General features: G+C 61.4%; 13 protein-coding genes. 2 read left to right on the top strand and 11 right to left on the bottom strand.

Annotation, left to right across the window (positions count from 1 at the left end):
* The 6 genes from NZ746_03685 to def form a co-directional block, all read right to left on the bottom strand.
* Window positions 1-623, bottom strand: a 623-nt coding sequence (locus tag NZ746_03685; protein MCS6816464.1) for an FAD/NAD(P)-binding protein, incomplete at its 3' end; no start/stop codon positions are given.
* Between the two features lie 12 nt (window positions 624-635).
* Entirely contained in the window at window positions 636-1,097 is a 462-nt protein-coding gene (locus tag NZ746_03680) for a cyclic nucleotide-binding domain-containing protein (protein MCS6816463.1), read from the bottom strand.
* Window positions 1,084-2,334, bottom strand: coding sequence for a 4Fe-4S dicluster domain-containing protein (locus tag NZ746_03675; protein MCS6816462.1), 1,251 nt, complete (start codon window positions 2,332-2,334; stop codon window positions 1,084-1,086). Before NZ746_03675 ends, NZ746_03680 begins: the two co-directional genes overlap by 14 nt.
* A 383-nt stretch (window positions 2,335-2,717) precedes the next feature.
* Window positions 2,718-4,067 (bottom strand): 16S rRNA (cytosine(967)-C(5))-methyltransferase RsmB, encoded by a 1,350-nt coding sequence (gene rsmB / locus NZ746_03670; protein MCS6816461.1) that lies wholly within the window; start codon window positions 4,065-4,067, stop codon window positions 2,718-2,720.
* Window positions 4,068-4,086: 19 nt separating this feature from the next.
* On the bottom strand, window positions 4,087-5,055 hold the full coding sequence (gene fmt / locus NZ746_03665; protein MCS6816460.1) for a methionyl-tRNA formyltransferase: 969 nt from the start codon (window positions 5,053-5,055) through the stop codon (window positions 4,087-4,089).
* A gap of 37 nt (window positions 5,056-5,092) precedes the next feature.
* Window positions 5,093-5,602, bottom strand: a complete 510-nt coding sequence (gene def, locus NZ746_03660) for a peptide deformylase (protein MCS6816459.1) — start codon at window positions 5,600-5,602, stop codon at window positions 5,093-5,095.
* A 344-nt stretch (window positions 5,603-5,946) separates the two neighbouring features.
* On the opposite strand from def, the gene NZ746_03655 reads away from it, so the two are divergent.
* Together NZ746_03655 and NZ746_03650 are read left to right on the top strand one after the other, a co-directional pair.
* A complete protein-coding gene (locus NZ746_03655; protein ID MCS6816458.1) occupies window positions 5,947-7,278 on the top strand; it encodes a HEAT repeat domain-containing protein in 1,332 nt (443 codons plus the stop codon).
* A 246-nt stretch (window positions 7,279-7,524) separates the two neighbouring features.
* A complete protein-coding gene (locus NZ746_03650) occupies window positions 7,525-10,791 on the top strand; it encodes a carboxypeptidase regulatory-like domain-containing protein (GenBank protein ID MCS6816457.1) in 3,267 nt (1,088 codons plus the stop codon).
* An 81-nt stretch (window positions 10,792-10,872) separates the two neighbouring features.
* Here the strand turns inward: NZ746_03650 and NZ746_03645 are convergent, their stop codons facing one another.
* The 5 genes from NZ746_03645 to NZ746_03625 form a co-directional block, all read right to left on the bottom strand.
* Window positions 10,873-11,184, bottom strand: a complete 312-nt coding sequence (locus NZ746_03645) for a hypothetical protein (GenBank protein ID MCS6816456.1) — start codon at window positions 11,182-11,184, stop codon at window positions 10,873-10,875.
* Between the two features lie 268 nt (window positions 11,185-11,452).
* On the bottom strand, window positions 11,453-12,931 hold the full coding sequence (moeB, locus tag NZ746_03640) for a molybdopterin-synthase adenylyltransferase MoeB (GenBank protein ID MCS6816455.1): 1,479 nt from the start codon (window positions 12,929-12,931) through the stop codon (window positions 11,453-11,455).
* Window positions 12,932-12,975: 44 nt separating this feature from the next.
* Window positions 12,976-13,395, bottom strand: coding sequence for a M67 family metallopeptidase (locus tag NZ746_03635; protein ID MCS6816454.1), 420 nt, complete (start codon window positions 13,393-13,395; stop codon window positions 12,976-12,978).
* Window positions 13,392-14,330, bottom strand: coding sequence for a cysteine synthase family protein (locus NZ746_03630; protein MCS6816453.1), 939 nt, complete (start codon window positions 14,328-14,330; stop codon window positions 13,392-13,394). The genes NZ746_03635 and NZ746_03630 overlap by 4 nt, the downstream gene beginning before the upstream one ends.
* Window positions 14,331-14,720: 390 nt before the next feature.
* Complete coding sequence (locus NZ746_03625) at window positions 14,721-17,195, bottom strand: prolyl oligopeptidase family serine peptidase (protein ID MCS6816452.1); 2,475 nt, start codon at window positions 17,193-17,195, stop codon at window positions 14,721-14,723.
* Window positions 17,196-17,264 lie beyond the last annotated feature (69 nt).

Here is a 17,264-nt window from a genome sequence, read left to right as displayed (position 1 = left end):
CCACAAACCATCGCGATGGCGTTGAGGGGATCGAAGGGCGCCCGGGGAATGAGCGTCGTCACCACGCCGACGTTGCCGCGCCATCCACCTGTGGCGCGATCAACCGTGACGTAGACCTCGAGATCGAATTGCGCTCGCCACTGGCTCAATTCGTTCCGGTACAGGAGGTCTTCGGGCGTGCGCGCGCCGTATAGCAAGACGACCTTGCCATACTTTTCTCGGCGCGAGAGGATGTGATAGAGCGCCGGTCGGAGCGGCGCCAGCCCGATCCCACCGGCGACGATCACCACATCGTTGCCTTCAGCTTCTTCGACTGGCCAGGAACTCCCGAAGGGCCCGCGCACGCCCAATGTATCCCCGCGTTTCAGCCGGCGCATAGCTTTCGTCACCGTGCCGACGACGCGCGTTGTGTGCACGAGCGTCTCCAATTTGGCCGGGTCACCGCTGATCGAAATGGGAATCTCGCCCACACCGAAGACGTAAAGCATATTGAATTGCCCCGGTGCGAAGGAAAAGGCCGCCGTTCCGTTGACCGGCGTTAGCTCGAGAGTGAACGTGTCAGCCGTCTCCCTGTGCACGCGGCGAATACGATACGGACGTGGCTCCATGGGGTTGGGCATCATCGCTCGCACCTCTCAGGAGTGAACGGCATACACATCGAGAAGTTGCAATCGCGTTGCCTGAAGTCGTTGCTCGATGATATAAGCGAATCGCTTGAGCAATTCATAGCCCAGGTCGTGATCGTCCTCACATTTGGTGCGCAGACACTTCCCGTCAAGCGCGATAGCTCGCGTCAGTTCGACAGCACGAGCATTAAAACGCCAGTGATAAGGGGGAACGAGCCACGACCAACCGAGAATTTCTCCCTCCCCGAGAGTTTGAATCGTGATCGGGCCGCGCCCCGGAACGAAGATTTCCAGGGCGACCTTGCCGTGCCGGATGACGTAAAACTCATTGGCTTCCTCGCCTTCACGGAAGATCATTTGCCCGGCATCGAAGCGCACGTTAGTGGCACACCCGACGATCAATTGTATGTGCCGGGCATCCAATCCGGCGAAGAACGGATGTTCGGCGAGAAGGCGTTCAAGCGTCTCCATGGGCGTCCTCCCTACGTTTTGATTCGCCCGTCCGGATTAATTCGCTCGCCCGGATGGCGCGAACCTCTTCGGTGATGTCAATGCCGACGGGACACCAGGTGATGCAACGCCCGCAGCCAACGCATCCCGACGTGCCGAATTGATCAATCCAGGTCGCCAGTTTGTGCGTCAGCCATTGGCGATAACGAGCCTTGGCGGAGGCGCGCACGCTGCCGCCGTGAATGTATGAGAAATCCATCGTGAAGCATGAGTCCCATTTTCGCCACCGTTCGGCGTGCTCGCCGCTGAGGTCGGTGACATCCTCGACGGTGCTGCAGAAGCAGGTCGGGCAGACCATCGTACAGTTAGCGCAAGTGAGACACCGCGCTGCCACCTGATCCCATCGAGGATGTTCGTAGTTGCGATAGAGCAGATCCTTGATGTCGGTCGTGTCCAGCGTCCGACCCATCTGCATCGCCGTTCGCGCGATGATCTGTTGAGCGAGCCGCATCTCTTCTTCCCTCGCGGGCCGATGAGGCAGCTCTTGGAGAATTTCTGCTCCCCGATCGGTCCCCACCTCAACCACGAAGTAGTGGCGCTCTGGCTCGATGATCTCCGTCAACGCGAGATCGAAGCCGAAGGTCGCTTTCGGCCCCGTATTCATAGAAACACAGAAGCAGGTGCCTCCGGCCTGTCCGCAATTGACCGCCACGATAAAAGCGTTCTCGCGTCGCTCCTTGTAGGTGGGGTCCACGTAAGCTCCGCCTAAGAAGACCTTGTCCTGGATTGCAATGGCGTGCAGCTCGCAGGATCGAACGCCGATAAAAGCGAACTTCGGAGGGTGGGGAACGGAGGACGAACCTTCTGATTGCGGATTGGGGCGTGAGGGTTGTGGGTCTCGGAAGGCCGAGGAGGGGACGGCTTCGTCCGAGATGATCTCGAATCCACCTTCCGTGCGTCGAGCGGTAAAGAGCTTGAGTGTCGGTGGAAAGAGAAATTTTTTCCAGGAGTGAGGGCCGACGACATAACCGAAGAGGGCCTGGTCGTTGCGTTTCTTGAGGCGGTAGCTTCCACCATCCTGCTCATCCGTCCAGCCAATGGGAAGGTCAGCCGCAGAAGTCAACTCTTCGTAGACGATTGCTCCGTCACGAACGGTCGGTCCCACGAGACGATAGCCCTTGTGGGCCAATGCCTCAAGCAAGAGGTCAACGTGTTGGCGTTCGAGGAGGATCGTTTCGAAGATTCGCGCTTCCGGCATGAGCTGCTCCTCCATCATCACCTTCAGCGATTGTAGGGCAAATCACGTACCGTTGCAACGCCCTATGCGAAGCGGCTCGGAAAAAGTGAGCTAGTCGAGGAAATACGCCGATCCGCTTAACAACTGCGGGGGCTTTTTCGCCCAATCCTGCGCGTTTTTGCGCGGATCGAGTCGGAGGGTCGCACGCCCCAATAGAGCGCCATGGTTTCCTTCCCCGATCTGCGTCGAACACTTTTGCAGCCTTCGCTTCCTCAGGAAGTGCTCGAATCGCGCTCAGGCTTCCTGGCCCGAAGGTCGAGCTGAGGAAGGCTTCGGAGGGAGAGTGCTCTTTGAACCTCGGATTGAGAGGGCCCAGGCCTCGATGCTCCGAACTCACCACGCTCTTAGGGACCTTCTGCCGCCGTCGGGATTCTCTCCAACACGGCTGCGAAGAATCCATCCATCCCGTGCCGATGGGGGAACGTCCGAATATATCCGCCTTCAGTCCGAAACACTTCGGCTACCGAAGGGACCACTAGGCGAAATTCCGGCTGCGAAGCGAGGAACGCGCCGACGATCTCCTCATTCTCTTCCTGCTCCAAGGAACAGGTCGAATAGATGAGCCACCCTCCGGGTGCAACCCATCGTGCGGCTTCGCGAAGCAGCGCCTTTTGTTGCTCGGCCATTCGATGCACCTCTTCTTGCGTCAGACGCCACTTGATCTCCGGATGTCGCCGGAGGGTCCCTGTCCCCGAACAGGGCGCATCGAGCAGCACGCGGTCGAATCGCTCAGTAGGGAGAAGAGGCAATGGATCCTTTCCTTCGAAGACGACCGGATGAGCGATCCGCACGTGCAGGCGCTCGGCTAAGAGTTGGAGCTGTCGCAATCGCCCGAAGTGCCGATCGCCAGCGACGATCATCCCACGATTCGCCATGAGGGCCGCCAAATGCGTCGTCTTACTACCCGGAGCAGCACATATTTCCAAAATGCGCATTCCAGGCTCGGGTGCGACGATGTGCGCGATGAGCTGCGATGCTTCCTCTTGAACGTAGATCCATCCGCGCTGCCAGGCGTCCACGCGCGGCGAGAGCGAGCCGGATCGCACGCGGTAAGCCCCGGGCACATAGGGTGAAGGCTCGATCTCGATCTCCTGGTGTGCGAGCGCGCGCATGATTTCGTCATCCGGAGCAGCGAGGGGATTGAGACGGATCGTAATGGTGGGCGCTTGATTGTTCGCGCGCAGGAGCGCCAGCGCTTCCTCCATGCCGAAATCCTTCACCCACTTTCGGACAAGCCACGCCGGGTGTGACCACTCGATACTCGCGCGTTCGATGGGGTCAGCGATCTTCCTCCACGGGCGATCATCAGGTGCTGAAGCCGCTCGCCGTAAGACGGCGTTGACCAATCCGGCTCCCCATGCCGGGCCATACTGTTTCACCAAAGCAACGGCCTCGCTCACAGCCGCATAGGCCGGGATGCGTTCTAGAAAGCGCAGTTGATATAGCCCCAATCGCAAAGCGATTCGAATGGGCTCGTCGAGGCGCTCGGGCGCTCGCCCGCTGTAATGCGCGATGAGGTGATCGAGTAACCGCTGCCAGCGCAAGACACCGAGCACCAGCTCATAAGCCAATCGGCGATCTCGCTCCGAGAGCTTCTCCGCCTGAAGGGAAGCCAAGAGATCACTCGCTCGGCTGCCCTGCGCAGCGACGCGCCGTAAAACCCGAAAGGCAAGCTTTCGAGCTGGGCTGAGCATGAACGACCGTGGGTTCGCTTCATGAAGCGGCAGGGGGGCCCTCTTGACCGAGTCGCAGACCAACCGAAAGCCGCGCGCCTTTCAGGAATTCGCCCGCGGGCAGACGTCGTCGCCCCTCAAGCTGTACTTCGGTGATGCGCAACCGCGTGCCCTCACCACAAGCGACGACGAAGGCGTCGCGTTCGATGGCGCTCACGGTCCCCGGAGGAAACGAGAGTTCCTCGCCTGGCCGACCGACATCGGCCTGCGCTTTCCACAGGATCAAGCGCGCGCCGTGAAGCGTCGTCCAGGCGCCGGGCCACGGCTGAAATCCTCGAATTCGGTTACGGATCGCCTCCGCGGGCAACGTCCAATCCACCCATCCGTGCTCACGCCGGAGCAGCGGCGCCCATGACGCCTGCGCCTCCTCCTGTGGTTTCGGTTCAATGCGCCCTACGCGCAACCCCTCGAGGGTTTCCGAGAGCAACTCCGCCCCCATGTGCGCCAATCGCTCGGTCACCTCCGGCGCCGTCTCCTCAGGGCCGATCTCACACGCGCGCTGAAGGAGGATCGGCCCCGTATCCAAGCCTTCATCCATGAGCATCGTCGTCACCCCCGTGACCGTCTCACCCATAGCGATAGCCCATTGCACTGGCGCCGCTCCCCGATACTTGGGCAAGAGCGAGAAATGCACGTTCACGCATCCGAGCGGCGGGATGCTAAGCAACCATCCCGGCAGAATTTTCCCATAGGCGACGACGACGATCACCTCCGGCGAGAGCGCACGAATGAGTGCGTGCACCTCCTCGTTTGTCTTCAGCTTCTCCGGCTGATAGACGGGGATCCCATGGGCTTGCGCGACTTCTTTCACCGGTGGCGGCGTGAGGACTTGGTGTCGCCCGACAGGCCGATCCGGCTGCGTGAAGACGGCGAGGACCTCATGCTCGGAAAGGATCCGCTGGAGCGTTGGCACGGCCGCCTCAGGCGTTCCCATGAAGATGACGCGCATGCGATGACTCCTTTGAGGAAGGGCCCGTCGCGCGACCTCACCATTCCCCAGCTTTGATCATCTTTCGGATCTTGCGCTCCAGGAGATCGCGCTTGAGCGGGCTCAGGCGGGAGATGTAGAGCCGTCCATCCAGATGATCCACCTCGTGGCATACGCAGCGAGCGGCCAAGCCCGTCACGTCCAACGTGATCTCCCGCTCCTGGAGATCGAGTCCGCGCACCAGCACGCGCGAGGGACGCGCGACCTTCGCATAAAGCCCCGGCAGGCTCAAGCATCCCTCCTCTTCGACGACCTCTCCCTCGGTCGCGAGGATCTCGGGATTGATGAGCACGACCTTCTGCTGGGCGTCGCGACCGCCGCTGCAGTCCATGACGAAGATCCGGCGATTGATTCCAATCTGCGGAGCAGCTAAGCCGACTCCGCGCGCCGCATACATCGTTTCGAACATATCCTCGACGAGCTGCCGAAGCTCACCGGTGAATTCGGTCACCGGTTCCGAAGGCCGCGTGAGTCGCGGATCGCCGTACTTGAGGATGTCGCGAACCAACGTCCTTCCTCCTTGCCGCGAAATCTCCCTTGATGGGAAATCCCACTGCGATCGTTCGGATCGCATGGGGTATCCCGAGGTCCAAGTCGCCACTTTTACCCCACATTCGGCTTCATTGTCAACGGGCCCGCGCGCCTCCAATGTCCATGGTAAGGAAAGCGTCGCTCCCCATGGGTCACGCCAGCAGGCGCATGCATCGCCTCCCTCGCACCCGCGGAGGATCGAGCGACCTTCGCCCGTTCCGAGCAGAGGAGCCACTTGCGCCATTCTTGACTTTTCCCCGACGCGGAGTAGAATCGCCCGTGATGCGACAGACCAGGTCTTGGTGCAGAAGGGCGAACGCGATGGGAATCCTGCTGCTCGTGAGCCTCCACAGTGGAGGACTCGCGCAGACGACCGAAGAGTTGATCGCCAATCTCCAGAGCCCGCTCGCGAAGACGCGCTTGGAGGCCGCGCGAAAACTCGGTGAGCGCCGACAGCGCGAAGCCGCTGAGCCTTTGGCGCGCGTTCTTCGGACCGATGCCCGCGCCGATGTGCGTCGAGAAGCAGCGCGCGCTCTCGGCCTCATCAAGGACGAAGCGACCATACCCGCGCTACTGGCCGCCCTCGCGGATGCCAACCGCGATGTGCGTCGCGCGGCGATCCTCGCCTTGGTCAGCTTCTACATCGAGACGAACATCGAGTTCATCACGGCCGAGCGCCGCGGCTGGCAGATCTTGAATCCCTTCTTGAGCACATACGAAGCGACCCTCGTGGAGCCAGAGACGAGCGTGGATGAGCGGATCATTCAGGGTCTTCTGCGCGTCGCTCAGAGCGATGGGGATCTCGGCGTGCGTTACGCGGCTATCCGCGCGCTGGGCGTGCTCCGCGCTACGACAATTGTTCCCCAACTCGGCCGACTGTTCGTCGGCCACAGCGCTCTTCGGGTCGAGATCCTGAAGACATTCATGAAGCTCGGCGATCCCAGCGCCGGACCCTACATCATCCCCTTCCTCAACGATTCCGATGCTGCTGTGCGAAAGTCAGCCCTCATTGCCGTCGGGCTCTTGCGCGTCACGGAAGCCGTGCCGAAGCTCATCGAGGTGTTCGAGCGCCCGCGGGATGAGGAGACAGCGCGCTTAGCTCTGGAAGCGCTGGCGCTCATTGGAGATCGCGCCGCCGAGAAGATTTTCCTCCAGAATCTCGAACACCCGCTTCCTGAACGGCGTCGGTTCGCCGCCGAAGGGTTGGGGCGACTCGGCGACACGGCCTACGTCGAACGCATCTCGCGCCTGCGGTTGCAAGAGCGAGATCGCAGCGCGCAACTGGCCCAAGCCTTCGCTCTGTATCGGCTGGGCCGACGGGAATTCTTGGAGGCGATCTTCCAAGAACTCGATGGGGGGCATCACGCGCAAGCGGCCGCCTATCTGCTTGAAGTCGAACCGCAAGACCTCTACCCCTTCCTCCAGCGCGGCAGTCCGCGGGCGCGGCGCGCGGTCACAGAAGCTCTCGGGCGCACCGGCTCCCGTGAAGCCATTGAACATCTCAGGCCGTTGCTCCGCGCCGAAGACCCGGATCTGGTGAACGCTGCCAATCTCGCCATCCAACGCATCGAGCGCCGAGAGCGTGCGAAATCGGTTTCGCCTGAGCCCCGTACGCGTCCCCGACGCGTGGGAAAGCCGAATGCAAGCTCGTAAGGCGAGGCTCCTCGAAGAGGAGCGCTCGAATTCGGTCTGGAATGAGCGACGCGAACTCGCGCGGAGACGCATCTCATTGAAGTGGGCGTGCGAAGTCAGCATTCGCGGTTGACGGTCCGACGCGGATGAAGCGCACACCTCATCAGCAGCCCTTATCGAACCCATAAAATCTCCTCGTTCGACTTTTTCCCGAAGGATCGGTTACAATCTCCGCGGGCGTGAATTTCGACGCTAAGGAGGGAAGCTATGCGGAGAGAAATTTTCTCTCGCCTTATCATCCTCATCGCTCTCGGACTCTCGACGGCCACCACCGGTGCGCAAGAGCTGACGGCAACCATCTTCGGCCGCGTGACGGATCCGACGGGGGCCGTCGTTCCTGGCGTTGAGGTCGTGGTGAAAAACATGGACACGGGGCTCTCGCGCAGCGTGCGCACGGATGCCGAGGGGAACTACGTGGTGACGTATCTGCCGATCGGAAGATACCAACTCACGGTCGAAGCTCCGGGATTCAAGCGCTTCGTGCGGGAGAACATCGTCTTGTCGGTTAATGACCGCGTCGCCCTCAACGTGACGCTGCAACTGGGAGAGATTCAAGAGACGGTCACCGTCACCGCAGAAGAGGTGCTCGTTCAGCAAAGTCCCACCATCAGTGGACTCGTCTCTGGCCGACAGATGACCGAGCTGCCCCTGAACAACCGAAACTTCGTGCAGTTGACGTATCTGGTGCCAGGCGTCTCCTCGGCCTTACCGAGTCAGGTGGGCTTTGGCGGACTCACCACGATTTCGATCTCCGTCAGTGGGAGCCGCACCAGCGGCATCAACTGGCTTGTGGACGGCGGGCGTAACGTGGACACGGGATCGAATCTGACGCTCTTCAATTATCCCAGCGTGGATGCCGTGGCGGAGTTTCGCATCCTCACCAACGTCTACAGCGCGGAGTTCGGGCGCAATGCCGGAGGTGTTGTGAACATCATCACCAAGTCGGGGACGCGGGAGTTTCATGGCGGCGCCTATCACTTCCTGCGCAATGATGTGATCGCGGCGCGCGAGCCGTTTCGGTTCACCCCGCCCATCGTGGGGCGCACGAGCTTGAAGCCACCGCTGCGCTATAACAACTTCGGGTGGAACATCGGCGGGCCGGTCACGCTCTTCGGCTACAACAAGCAGCGCGACAAGACGTTCTTCTTCTTCTCGCAGGAGTTCCGCCGCATTCGGGAATTCACGACGCCGCGAACGACCGTCCCGACGGCCGCCATGCGTCGAGGGGATTTCTCAGGTTTTCCGGCCATCCGAGATCCGCGGACGGGGCAGCCCTTCCCCGGGAATATCATTCCCCCGGATCGCATTGATCCCAACGCTCGGATCATCGTGGAGCAACTCTTCCCCCTCCCCAACGCAGCCGCAGAAGGAGACCCACGCTTCTACCGTCCCACGTTGGCGCAGCCGGTCAATTTCCGCCAAGAGCTGTGGCGCGTGGATCACACGTTCACGCCCAACTTCCGCATGTGGGTGCGGTACATCCGGGACATCTTCTCGCGCATAGAGCCAGGGGGATTGTTCAACGCCATCCTCTTGCCGGATGTCGCGACGACGGCCACCGATACGCCGGCTGTCAACTTCAAAGTGGCGGCCACGCGCGTCCATGGAGCGCGAGCCGTGAGCGAATTCGCCTATGACTTCTCCCGCAACCAGATCATCAGCGACATCATCGGGCGCGGCAAGCGCAGCGTTCTGGGCTTGAGGATCCCTGAGATCTTCCCCGGCAATCGCGATCTCGTGCCCAACATCTCCATCTCCGGTTTCGCGACGATCAGCTTCTTCGGCCCCTATCGGAACGGGAATCCCAGCCACTCGTTCACCTACAACTTCACCTACACGACGGGGAGGCACACGTTCAAGACCGGCGCCTTCGTGGCGACAGAGCGGAAGTTCGAGAACGCTGGCAGCAATCCCGTGGACGGTTCGTTCACGTTCGAGGGGCGCTTCACGGGCAACGCGTTTGCTGATTTCCTGCTCGGCCTCGCGACGACGTACACTGAGGATCAGGTGGACGTGAATTTGGACCTCCGATACAACACCTACGAGTTCTACGTGCAGGACAGTTGGAAGGTGCGGCCGAACCTGACGCTCGACTTCGGCGTTCGCTTCTCGATGTTCGGTAATCCGGTGGAGAAGAACAATCTCCTGCAGACGTTCCGACCCGATCTCTACCGTCCGGAGCGCGCCGTGCGGTTGGATTCGCGCGGCTTCATCATTCCGGGCAGTGGAGATCGCTTCAACGGGATGATCTTCGCCGGGGAGAACTCTCCCTTCGGGCGACGTGTGCAGGAGAACAACTTCGACCTCGTGGGCCCACGCTTCGGTTTCGCGTGGGATCCGTCCGGACGCGGGAAGGCTGTCTTGCGCGGCGGATATGGCATCTACTACGATCGCTCGCTGACGGGGATCACGCTGCAGAACGGGTTCGTCAATCCCAAGGCGAACCAGCGCGTGACTATTGACAATGCGTTGCTCAGCAATCCGGCGGCCGGGGTCACTCGCGACACGATCCTGCCCATCAGCTTGCTCACGACGGGCTTCCCCTTCCGCGCGCCGACCATGCAGCAGTGGAACCTGAGCTATCAGCGGGAGATCTTCCCCCAGACGCTCTTCGAGATCGGCTACGTGGGCTCGGGTGGCAACAATCTCCTGCGGCTGATCAACATCAATCAACCGCGTCCTCTGGAGGCCAACAGAGTGGGCGGCGTCGTCAACCTGGTGCGTCCCTATCTCGGATACGCGCTCATTCAGGAGCGTCAGACGACGGGCATCTCGCGCTATCACTCGCTGCAGATGTCCATTCAGAAGCGCATGAGCCGGGGGTTCCAGATCGGCGGGGTCTACACCTGGGGCAAGAACATGACTAATGCTTCGACGGATCGTTCCGATGCCCCGCAGGATTCGCTCAACATCCGCGCCGAGCGCGCGCCATCTTCGTTCCAGCGGCAGCACGTGCTGACGATCAGCTACATCTGGGAATTACCCGCCTTACGAGAAGCCCATCCGGCCGTGCGTGCTATTCTGGGCGGCTGGCAGCTCTCGGGCATCACCACCTTCTGGAGCGGTCTGCCCTTCACCGTCGTGCAGTCCGGAGACACGCTGCTGGTTGGGCCGTTCCCCGCTGGTGGGACGACGCGTCCGGATCTGATCGCGAATCCGCGCTTGCCGAAGGGTCAGCGCACCGCTGCTCGGTGGTTCAACACCGATGCCTTCCGGCGCGCGACGACGACCTTCGGGACTGCGGGACGCAACATCATTCGCGCGGCTGGCGTCAACAACTGGGACATTAGCCTCATGAAGAACTTCGCGCTCACCGAGCAAGTGCGGCTGCAGTTCCGCGCTGAGTTCTTCAACGCCTTCAATCACACGCAACTGGGGACGCCGGGCGCGACCTTGGGCGTCGCCGGATTTGGCTCCATCAGCAGCGCGCGCGATCCGCGCATCATCCAGTTCGGCTTGAAGCTCTCCTTCTGACCGACGATGGGGCTCCGGGGCGCATGCGCCCGGAGCCCCTTTTCGCCTGCGAATTCTCGAAAGCGCGGCGGGCGTAAGCTTTCAAGCGGAGACCTCGCGCAATCGGCCTGTCTTCACGTCGTAGATGAAGCCGCGCAAGACGAAGTGCGCGGGGATCCAAGGATGCGATCGCACCTTCTCGATCTGCTCCCGCACGTTCGCCTCCAGATCGCGGAAAGCGAAAAAGTGCGCGGGAGCGACGACGGCCGTTCCCTTCTCGCGTCGGAGGTGCTCCAAGAGGTCTTCACCCGCAAACGTGAGCATGCCACAATCCGTGTGCTCAATGATCATCGGCTCTTGCGTCCCCAACAGATGATGCGAGATGAGCACCGAGCGCAGGACATCTTCGGTCACGATCCCGCCAGCATGACGAAAGACATGCGCGTCACGGGGCCCTAAGCCCGAGATCAGACGATCAATCGAGCATCCGTTCAGGTGAGCGCGATCGGCTTGCGAACAGGTGGAGCCGGAAGTTCCCTGCACACGAACTGCGCGGCGTAGGCTTCGCTGGCTCTCAGGGCCTCATCTATGGCGCTCATGCTGGACCCCCTTGTGCGCCGCTGACATTCGGCGAAGCTCGGACGCTTCGGCGCGTAGCCTCGCGAGCGTTTGATCTCGAGCTTCAATACCGGGGCATGCTCGGATCCACTTCGACGGCCCAACGATCAATCCCCCCTTTGAGGTTCTTGATCCGCCGGAAGCCCGCGTTGTAGAGGAATCGAAGGACCTGCGCGCTACGCCCCCCCGTCCTGCAGTAGACGACGATCTCGTCGGTCGTCGGCAGCTCGTGCAGGCTCGCCGGAATCCGGTTCATCGGGATGAGCGTCGCCCCCGGCAGATGCGCGATTTGCCATTCGTGAGGCTCGCGGACATCGAGCAAGAAGATGGGCTCGCCGCGATCGAGACGTTCTTTCAACTGACGCGGCGTGATCTCCAACTCCTCGGCGAGCACCGGCTCGGGCGTCACGCCGCAGAACTCCTCGTAGTCAATCAGCTCGCGAATCGTCGGACGTTCGCCGCAAATCGGGCACTGCGGATCTTTGCGCACCTTCACCGTGCGGAACTGCATGCGCCAGGCATCGAAGAGCAGAAGCCGGCCGATGAGCGGCTCCCCTCGCCCCAGAATGAGCTTGATCGTCTCATTGGCTTGAATCGCGCCGATGATCCCCGGCAGAACGCCGAGCACGCCGCCCTCGGCGCAACTCGGCACCAGACCCGGTGGCGGAGGCTCTGGATACAAACAGCGGTAGCACGGTCCCCGCTCGGCATAGAAGACCGACGCCTGTCCCTCGAAACGAAAGATGCTCCCATAGACGTTCGGCTTGCCGAGCAGCACGCAGGCATCGTTGACGAGATACCGCGTCGGGAAATTGTCCGTGCCATCCACAATCACATCATAGTCGCGCAAAATGTCGAGCGCATTCGCCGAGGTGAGCCGCATCTCATAGGTCTCAATCTCGATGTGCGGATTGATCGCGTGGAGCCGCTCCTTGGCCTTCTGGAGCTTGGGCTGACCGACGTCATACGTCGTATAGAGGACCTGCCGTTGAAGGTTCGTGAAATCCACGACGTCGAAGTCCACGAGCCCGATCCGTCCGACGCCGGCGGCCGCCAAATACAACGCCAAGGGTGAGCCCAAGCCTCCGGCTCCCACGATCAAGACGCGCGCCGCTTTGAGCCGCCGCTGTCCTTCCATCGTCACTTCCGGCATGATGAGATGGCGGCTGTAGCGCAGAATCTCCTCTGGGCTGAGCCGCACGGCTTCGGCTCGCTCGCCGATCGCCGCAAGTCTGTCCGACCGTCCCCCATCGGAAGACGCGCGCTCGCTCCCTCCGGCCACCGAAGGCACGATGGTGATCTCATCCCCTTCTCTCACCGGCGTCTCCAGCTCCTGCAAATACCGCACGTCTTCATCGTTGACGTACACGTTGACGAAGTGGCGTAGCCGCCCGTCTTCGGTGAAGAGATGCAGCCGCAAGTCGGGATACTGTTCGACCAACTGGGCGAGCGCTTCCCCCACGGTCCGCCCCTCGATCTGAAGCACATCGCTCTCAGCAGCATATCGCCGCAAAGCAGTCGGCAGTGAAATCTTGACCGGCATCGTCTCCTCCTTTCTGCGAGGACGCCATGCGCCCTCGCGCGAGATCATCCGATGAGAATCTCCTCCTGCTCGAACCGCGAACGATCCTCGCGCAATACCCAAGAGTGCACGCTCTCAGAGGCCGCCGCTCGAACCGAGACGATGAGGTAGGAGTACCATGGCCACGCATGTTCAAGATCATAGGCGGACGGGCGCGCCTCAGCATCCGGATGCGAATGGAAGAAGCCGAGGACTTCGCGCCCACGAGCACGCGCCTCGCGTTCGAGCCGCAGCAGTTCTTCCGGGGCGATGGCATAGCGGTTGCGCGGTGAATCCCGTCGCGCATTGGGCGTCAGGCGAATTTCCTCGACGACCTTCGCCTCTCCCTCAACATGTCCGAGCAACACGCCGCAGCCCTCCTCGGGATAGGCGTGCTCCCCATGCCGCTTGATCACCTCCAGTTGTTCGATCGTGAGTCGAATCATAGCTCCTCCCAAAAGCGCTCGCTCAAGTACTTGTCCCCACTGTCGGGGAAGACCGTGACGATAACGCCTCGTCGAAGCGTCCGCGCGATGCGAAGCACACCGGCCAGAGCCGCTCCCGAAGAGACGCCCACCAACATCCCTTCTTCGCGCGCCAAGCGCCGCACCATCGCATATGCCTCTTCGGTCGCCACCTCCAGATTCACGTCCGCCAACGTCTTATCGTAAATGCCCGGTCGAATGGCCGTCGGCATATGCTTCAAGCCCTCGATCCCATGAAACGGCCCATTCGGTTGCACCGATACGAGCGTGATCCCAGGGCACAGCTCGCGCAGACGACGTCCGGCTCCCACGAATGTCCCGCTCGTACCCAAGCCAGCGACAAAATGCGTGATCCGTCCTTCCGTTTGCTCGAAGATCTCCACGCCCGTCGTCTCGTAATGCGCGCGCCAATTGGCCGGATTGTTGTACTGATCGGCGTAGAAGTATCGCTCTGGATGCTCGGCTGCCAAACGCCGCGCCATACGGATCGCTCCATCAGATCCCTCCCGAGGATCGGTGAAGATCAGCTCAGCTCCTAAAGCGCTCAAAATACGCTTTCGCTCCGGCGTCACGTTGGCCGGAATGGCCAGCGTCACCCGATACCCCTTCACCCGCGCGATCCACGCATAGGCGATGCCTGTGTTGCCCGAAGTCGCATCGAGGATGATCTTCTCCGGGGTCAACTGTCCCGTGGCCTCCGCTTCCCGAATGATCCAAAGTCCCGCCCGATCTTTCACCGATCCCCCGGGGTTGTACCACTCCGCTTTGGCGTAAATCTCCACGCCGGAGAATTCACTCGCGATCCGCGACAACCGAAGAAGCGGCGTCCGCCCAACTAGCGACAGCAGATCGGTCGGCCGCTCCCATTCGCGCCAGATCGCCCGATGGCCCTCCAACGCTTTCGAGGCTTCACTCGCTTTCCTTATGGGCGATCCTCGCCACATGTTCGTTCGATGCCCATAAAAAAACCCACCGCCGGAATCTCTCCGGCAGTGGGTTCTTTCAATCCCGATACGGTGTCGCGTCCGGCTCAGCTCACGAACGCCACCGCCGGAGAGCCACTCCTCGGCCAAGGACAACAACACATGACCATCCGGCGGTCATTCCACTCCTTCCTTTGCGAGCTAAGCCTACGCATGCGCCTCATCCCACAGGCCGCGCGAATCGCAAGGCTCAGAATTTTTCACAAGCTCCACCTCTCTGTCAAGCCCCCTCGCGACTTCCATTGAGCCCAGCGGATCAAAGGGACTCCTTCGCGCTCGCTCGCGCGCAAGGAGTCCACTCCCTCACTGAGGGACATTCACGCGCTCGCGCGGCGGCGCGTTTTTGACGTACTTCTCGAACCAGGCGAGCATCTCGTAGATGACGTGCTCGACCGATTCGCGCGCAACATAGCCGTGCGATTCGTACGGGAGCATGACCAAGCGAACTGTCCCCCCGTTGCCGCGAACGGCGTGATACAGGCGCTCGGATTGGATCGGGAACGTCCCGGGATTGTTATCCGCCTCTCCGTGGATGAGCAGCAGAGGCTCGTTGATCTTGTGCGCGGACATGAGCGGCGAGACCTTGATGTAGAGATCGGGCGCTTCCCAAAGCGTGCGCCGTTCGTTTTGGAAGCCGAAAGGCGTCAGCGTGCGATTGTACGCTCCGCTGCGAGCGATACCCGCGCGAAACAGATCTGAATGCGCGAGTAAGTTCGCCGTCATGAAGCCCCCGTAGCTGTGACCGGCGACGCCCACGCGATCGGGATCAGTCACGCCCATCTCGACAGCTTTGCGAATCGCCGCGCGCGCATTCATGACGATTTGATCGAGGAACGTATTGTTGACCGTCTCCGGATCGCCGACCACGGGCATGGCCGCGTTATCCAGCACGGCATACCCGGCCAAGACGAAGAACAGATGCGACGCCCCTTGAATCGTCAAGAACCGATGGGGCGAACCAGCGACCTGGCTGGCGACCGTCGGATCGGTGAACTCGATGGGATACGCCCAGACGACTGTCGGCAAGCGCGTCCCCTCTTTGTAGTCGGGCGGCAGATAGAGGGTGAACGAGAGCTGCACCCCATCTTCGCGCTGGTAGGTGACCAATTGCTTTTTGATCTTCCGAAGCTGCGGCGTCGGATCTGGAAAGCGCGTGAGCGCTCGGAGTGCGACCGTTCCTCCCGCGCGCAGCGTGCGGACGTAATAGTTCGGTGGATCGGTGGACGTCTCCCGGCGCGTGAGTACTTCCGTGCCATCATCCCGCAGCACGGCGATGACCATCTCGTAACTCTGCTCATCGCACCGGAAGAGGCGCTCGGTCGCGAGCGTCTTCAAATTGAACCGATCCAGGAAGGGCCGTTCGCCCTCGGGCGAAGCTCCAGCACCAATCAGGAAGATCCAATCGCCATCCTGTTGAATCACGCGCTGGCCATTAGGCAGCGTGCGAAGAACGGGGGTTCCAGGATCGTTGTACCGATCCTGCACATTGAGGCTCCAGATCAAGCGCGGTACCGCTGTCCGATCATCAGGCGTGATCAGGAAGGTGCGCCGCCACCGGCGATTGCGATCGTAATCGCGCACGAAGGCCCATCCGCCCTTCTCTCCCCATTGAATGCCGGCGAACCGATGTTCGAGCTTCAGCACCTCGATCGGAGGATTGGTGAACGGCGCGCTGAGCATCATCAAGCGATCCCGATGTGGGACGCGCTTGCGCGGATCGCCTTCATCGAGGGCTTCGACCCATACAAGCGTCGCCGGCTCAGTCGGTCGCCAGGCATACTCGCGCGGGCCGGTCGGCACGCCCTCGATCGGCACGTGCTCTTGCAGCGGCAGACTCGCCAGTCTATAGACCATTCGGCCCGAGCGATCCCAGACTTCGACCTCTTTCGGGAACGCCGTATGCGGCACCAAATACGAATAGGGCCGACGCACGCGCGCAACAAGGAGATATTGCCCATTGGGAGAAGGCTCGACCGTTTGAAAGATATCGGGCGAGCCAATGCGCGCAAGGCGCCCAGTATCGCTTTCTACCAGGGCGAGCTGTGCTCTAGCGTAATATTCGAAGAGCACCTCATCATGCGGCGTCCGCAGCAAGTCTTGATAGGTGCGCACCGGGGTGGGACGCCCGGCTCCCTCTTGAACGTTCGGCCCGAGAGGAACAGCAGGCGGCTCCGGCGGCCGTCCTCGCCCCTCCGGGATGAGTTGAATGAGTAACGTGCGACCATCGGGCATCCACTGGAACGGTTCTCCATAGGCGGCGTTGATCTTCGCCTCGACGAGCCGACGAATCCGTCCCGTCGCCGTCTCACCTATCCACAACTCGATCCCATTCTCCAACGTATTCAGGAAGGCGAAGTGTCGTCCATCCGGGCTCCAGCGCGGAATGCTCGGACGCGCGCCCGAGGGGAGCGCGACCTTCATGCTCGTTCCATCAGCGATCTTGACGATCGTGAGCGAGGCGATGTACGGATCGCGATGCGGCCCATTCGTCTTGGGATTGATTCGAAGGCCGGCCAGGCGCAACATCGGCTGCGCCAGATCCGCAATCGGCGGATATCGCACGCCCTCGATAAGCATCATGAAGTCGCGCGTCGGGCTGACGGAGACCTGTGGCGTGACCGGCGCATGAAGCACCTCCAAGATCTCCGGCGGCGGTTTCTTGTACGTCTCCGGCGTCTGCCCGCGCGCAACGCCGAGGAGCCAGAGGCTCAGGCTCACCAACAGCGACAGCACGATCCCCATCACTCGACGATGGGCGAATTGGTTCTTCCACATCATGGCTCACCCCTCCAAGTTTAAAGTCTGCTTGCGCGCTAGGCTCTTTCGAGCCCCATGATTGTATGTTCC

The sequence above is a fragment of the Blastocatellia bacterium genome (assembly GCA_025055075.1).
In the GTDB taxonomy this organism is placed as follows: Bacteria; Acidobacteriota; Blastocatellia; order HR10; family HR10; genus HR10.
This window is presented reverse-complemented; position numbering and strand designations above follow the sequence as displayed.

What these genes read in the sequence shown, in the direction of transcription:
- NZ746_03675 (MCS6816462.1), bottom strand. Translation starts at nt 2,334, where the DNA reads ATGCCGGAAGCGCGAATCTTCGAAACGATCCTCCTCGAACGCCAACAC.
- NZ746_03650 (MCS6816457.1), top strand. Translation starts at nt 7,525, where the DNA reads ATGCGGAGAGAAATTTTCTCTCGCCTTATCATCCTCATCGCTCTCGGA.
- NZ746_03625 (MCS6816452.1), bottom strand. Translation starts at nt 17,195, where the DNA reads ATGATGTGGAAGAACCAATTCGCCCATCGTCGAGTGATGGGGATCGTG.
- NZ746_03635 (MCS6816454.1), bottom strand. Translation starts at nt 13,395, where the DNA reads ATGATTCGACTCACGATCGAACAACTGGAGGTGATCAAGCGGCATGGG.
- NZ746_03655 (MCS6816458.1), top strand. Translation starts at nt 5,947, where the DNA reads ATGGGAATCCTGCTGCTCGTGAGCCTCCACAGTGGAGGACTCGCGCAG.
- moeB (MCS6816455.1), bottom strand. Translation starts at nt 12,931, where the DNA reads ATGCCGGTCAAGATTTCACTGCCGACTGCTTTGCGGCGATATGCTGCT.
- rsmB (MCS6816461.1), bottom strand. Translation starts at nt 4,067, where the DNA reads ATGCTCAGCCCAGCTCGAAAGCTTGCCTTTCGGGTTTTACGGCGCGTC.
- NZ746_03680 (MCS6816463.1), bottom strand. Translation starts at nt 1,097, where the DNA reads ATGGAGACGCTTGAACGCCTTCTCGCCGAACATCCGTTCTTCGCCGGA.
- fmt (MCS6816460.1), bottom strand. Translation starts at nt 5,055, where the DNA reads ATGCGCGTCATCTTCATGGGAACGCCTGAGGCGGCCGTGCCAACGCTC.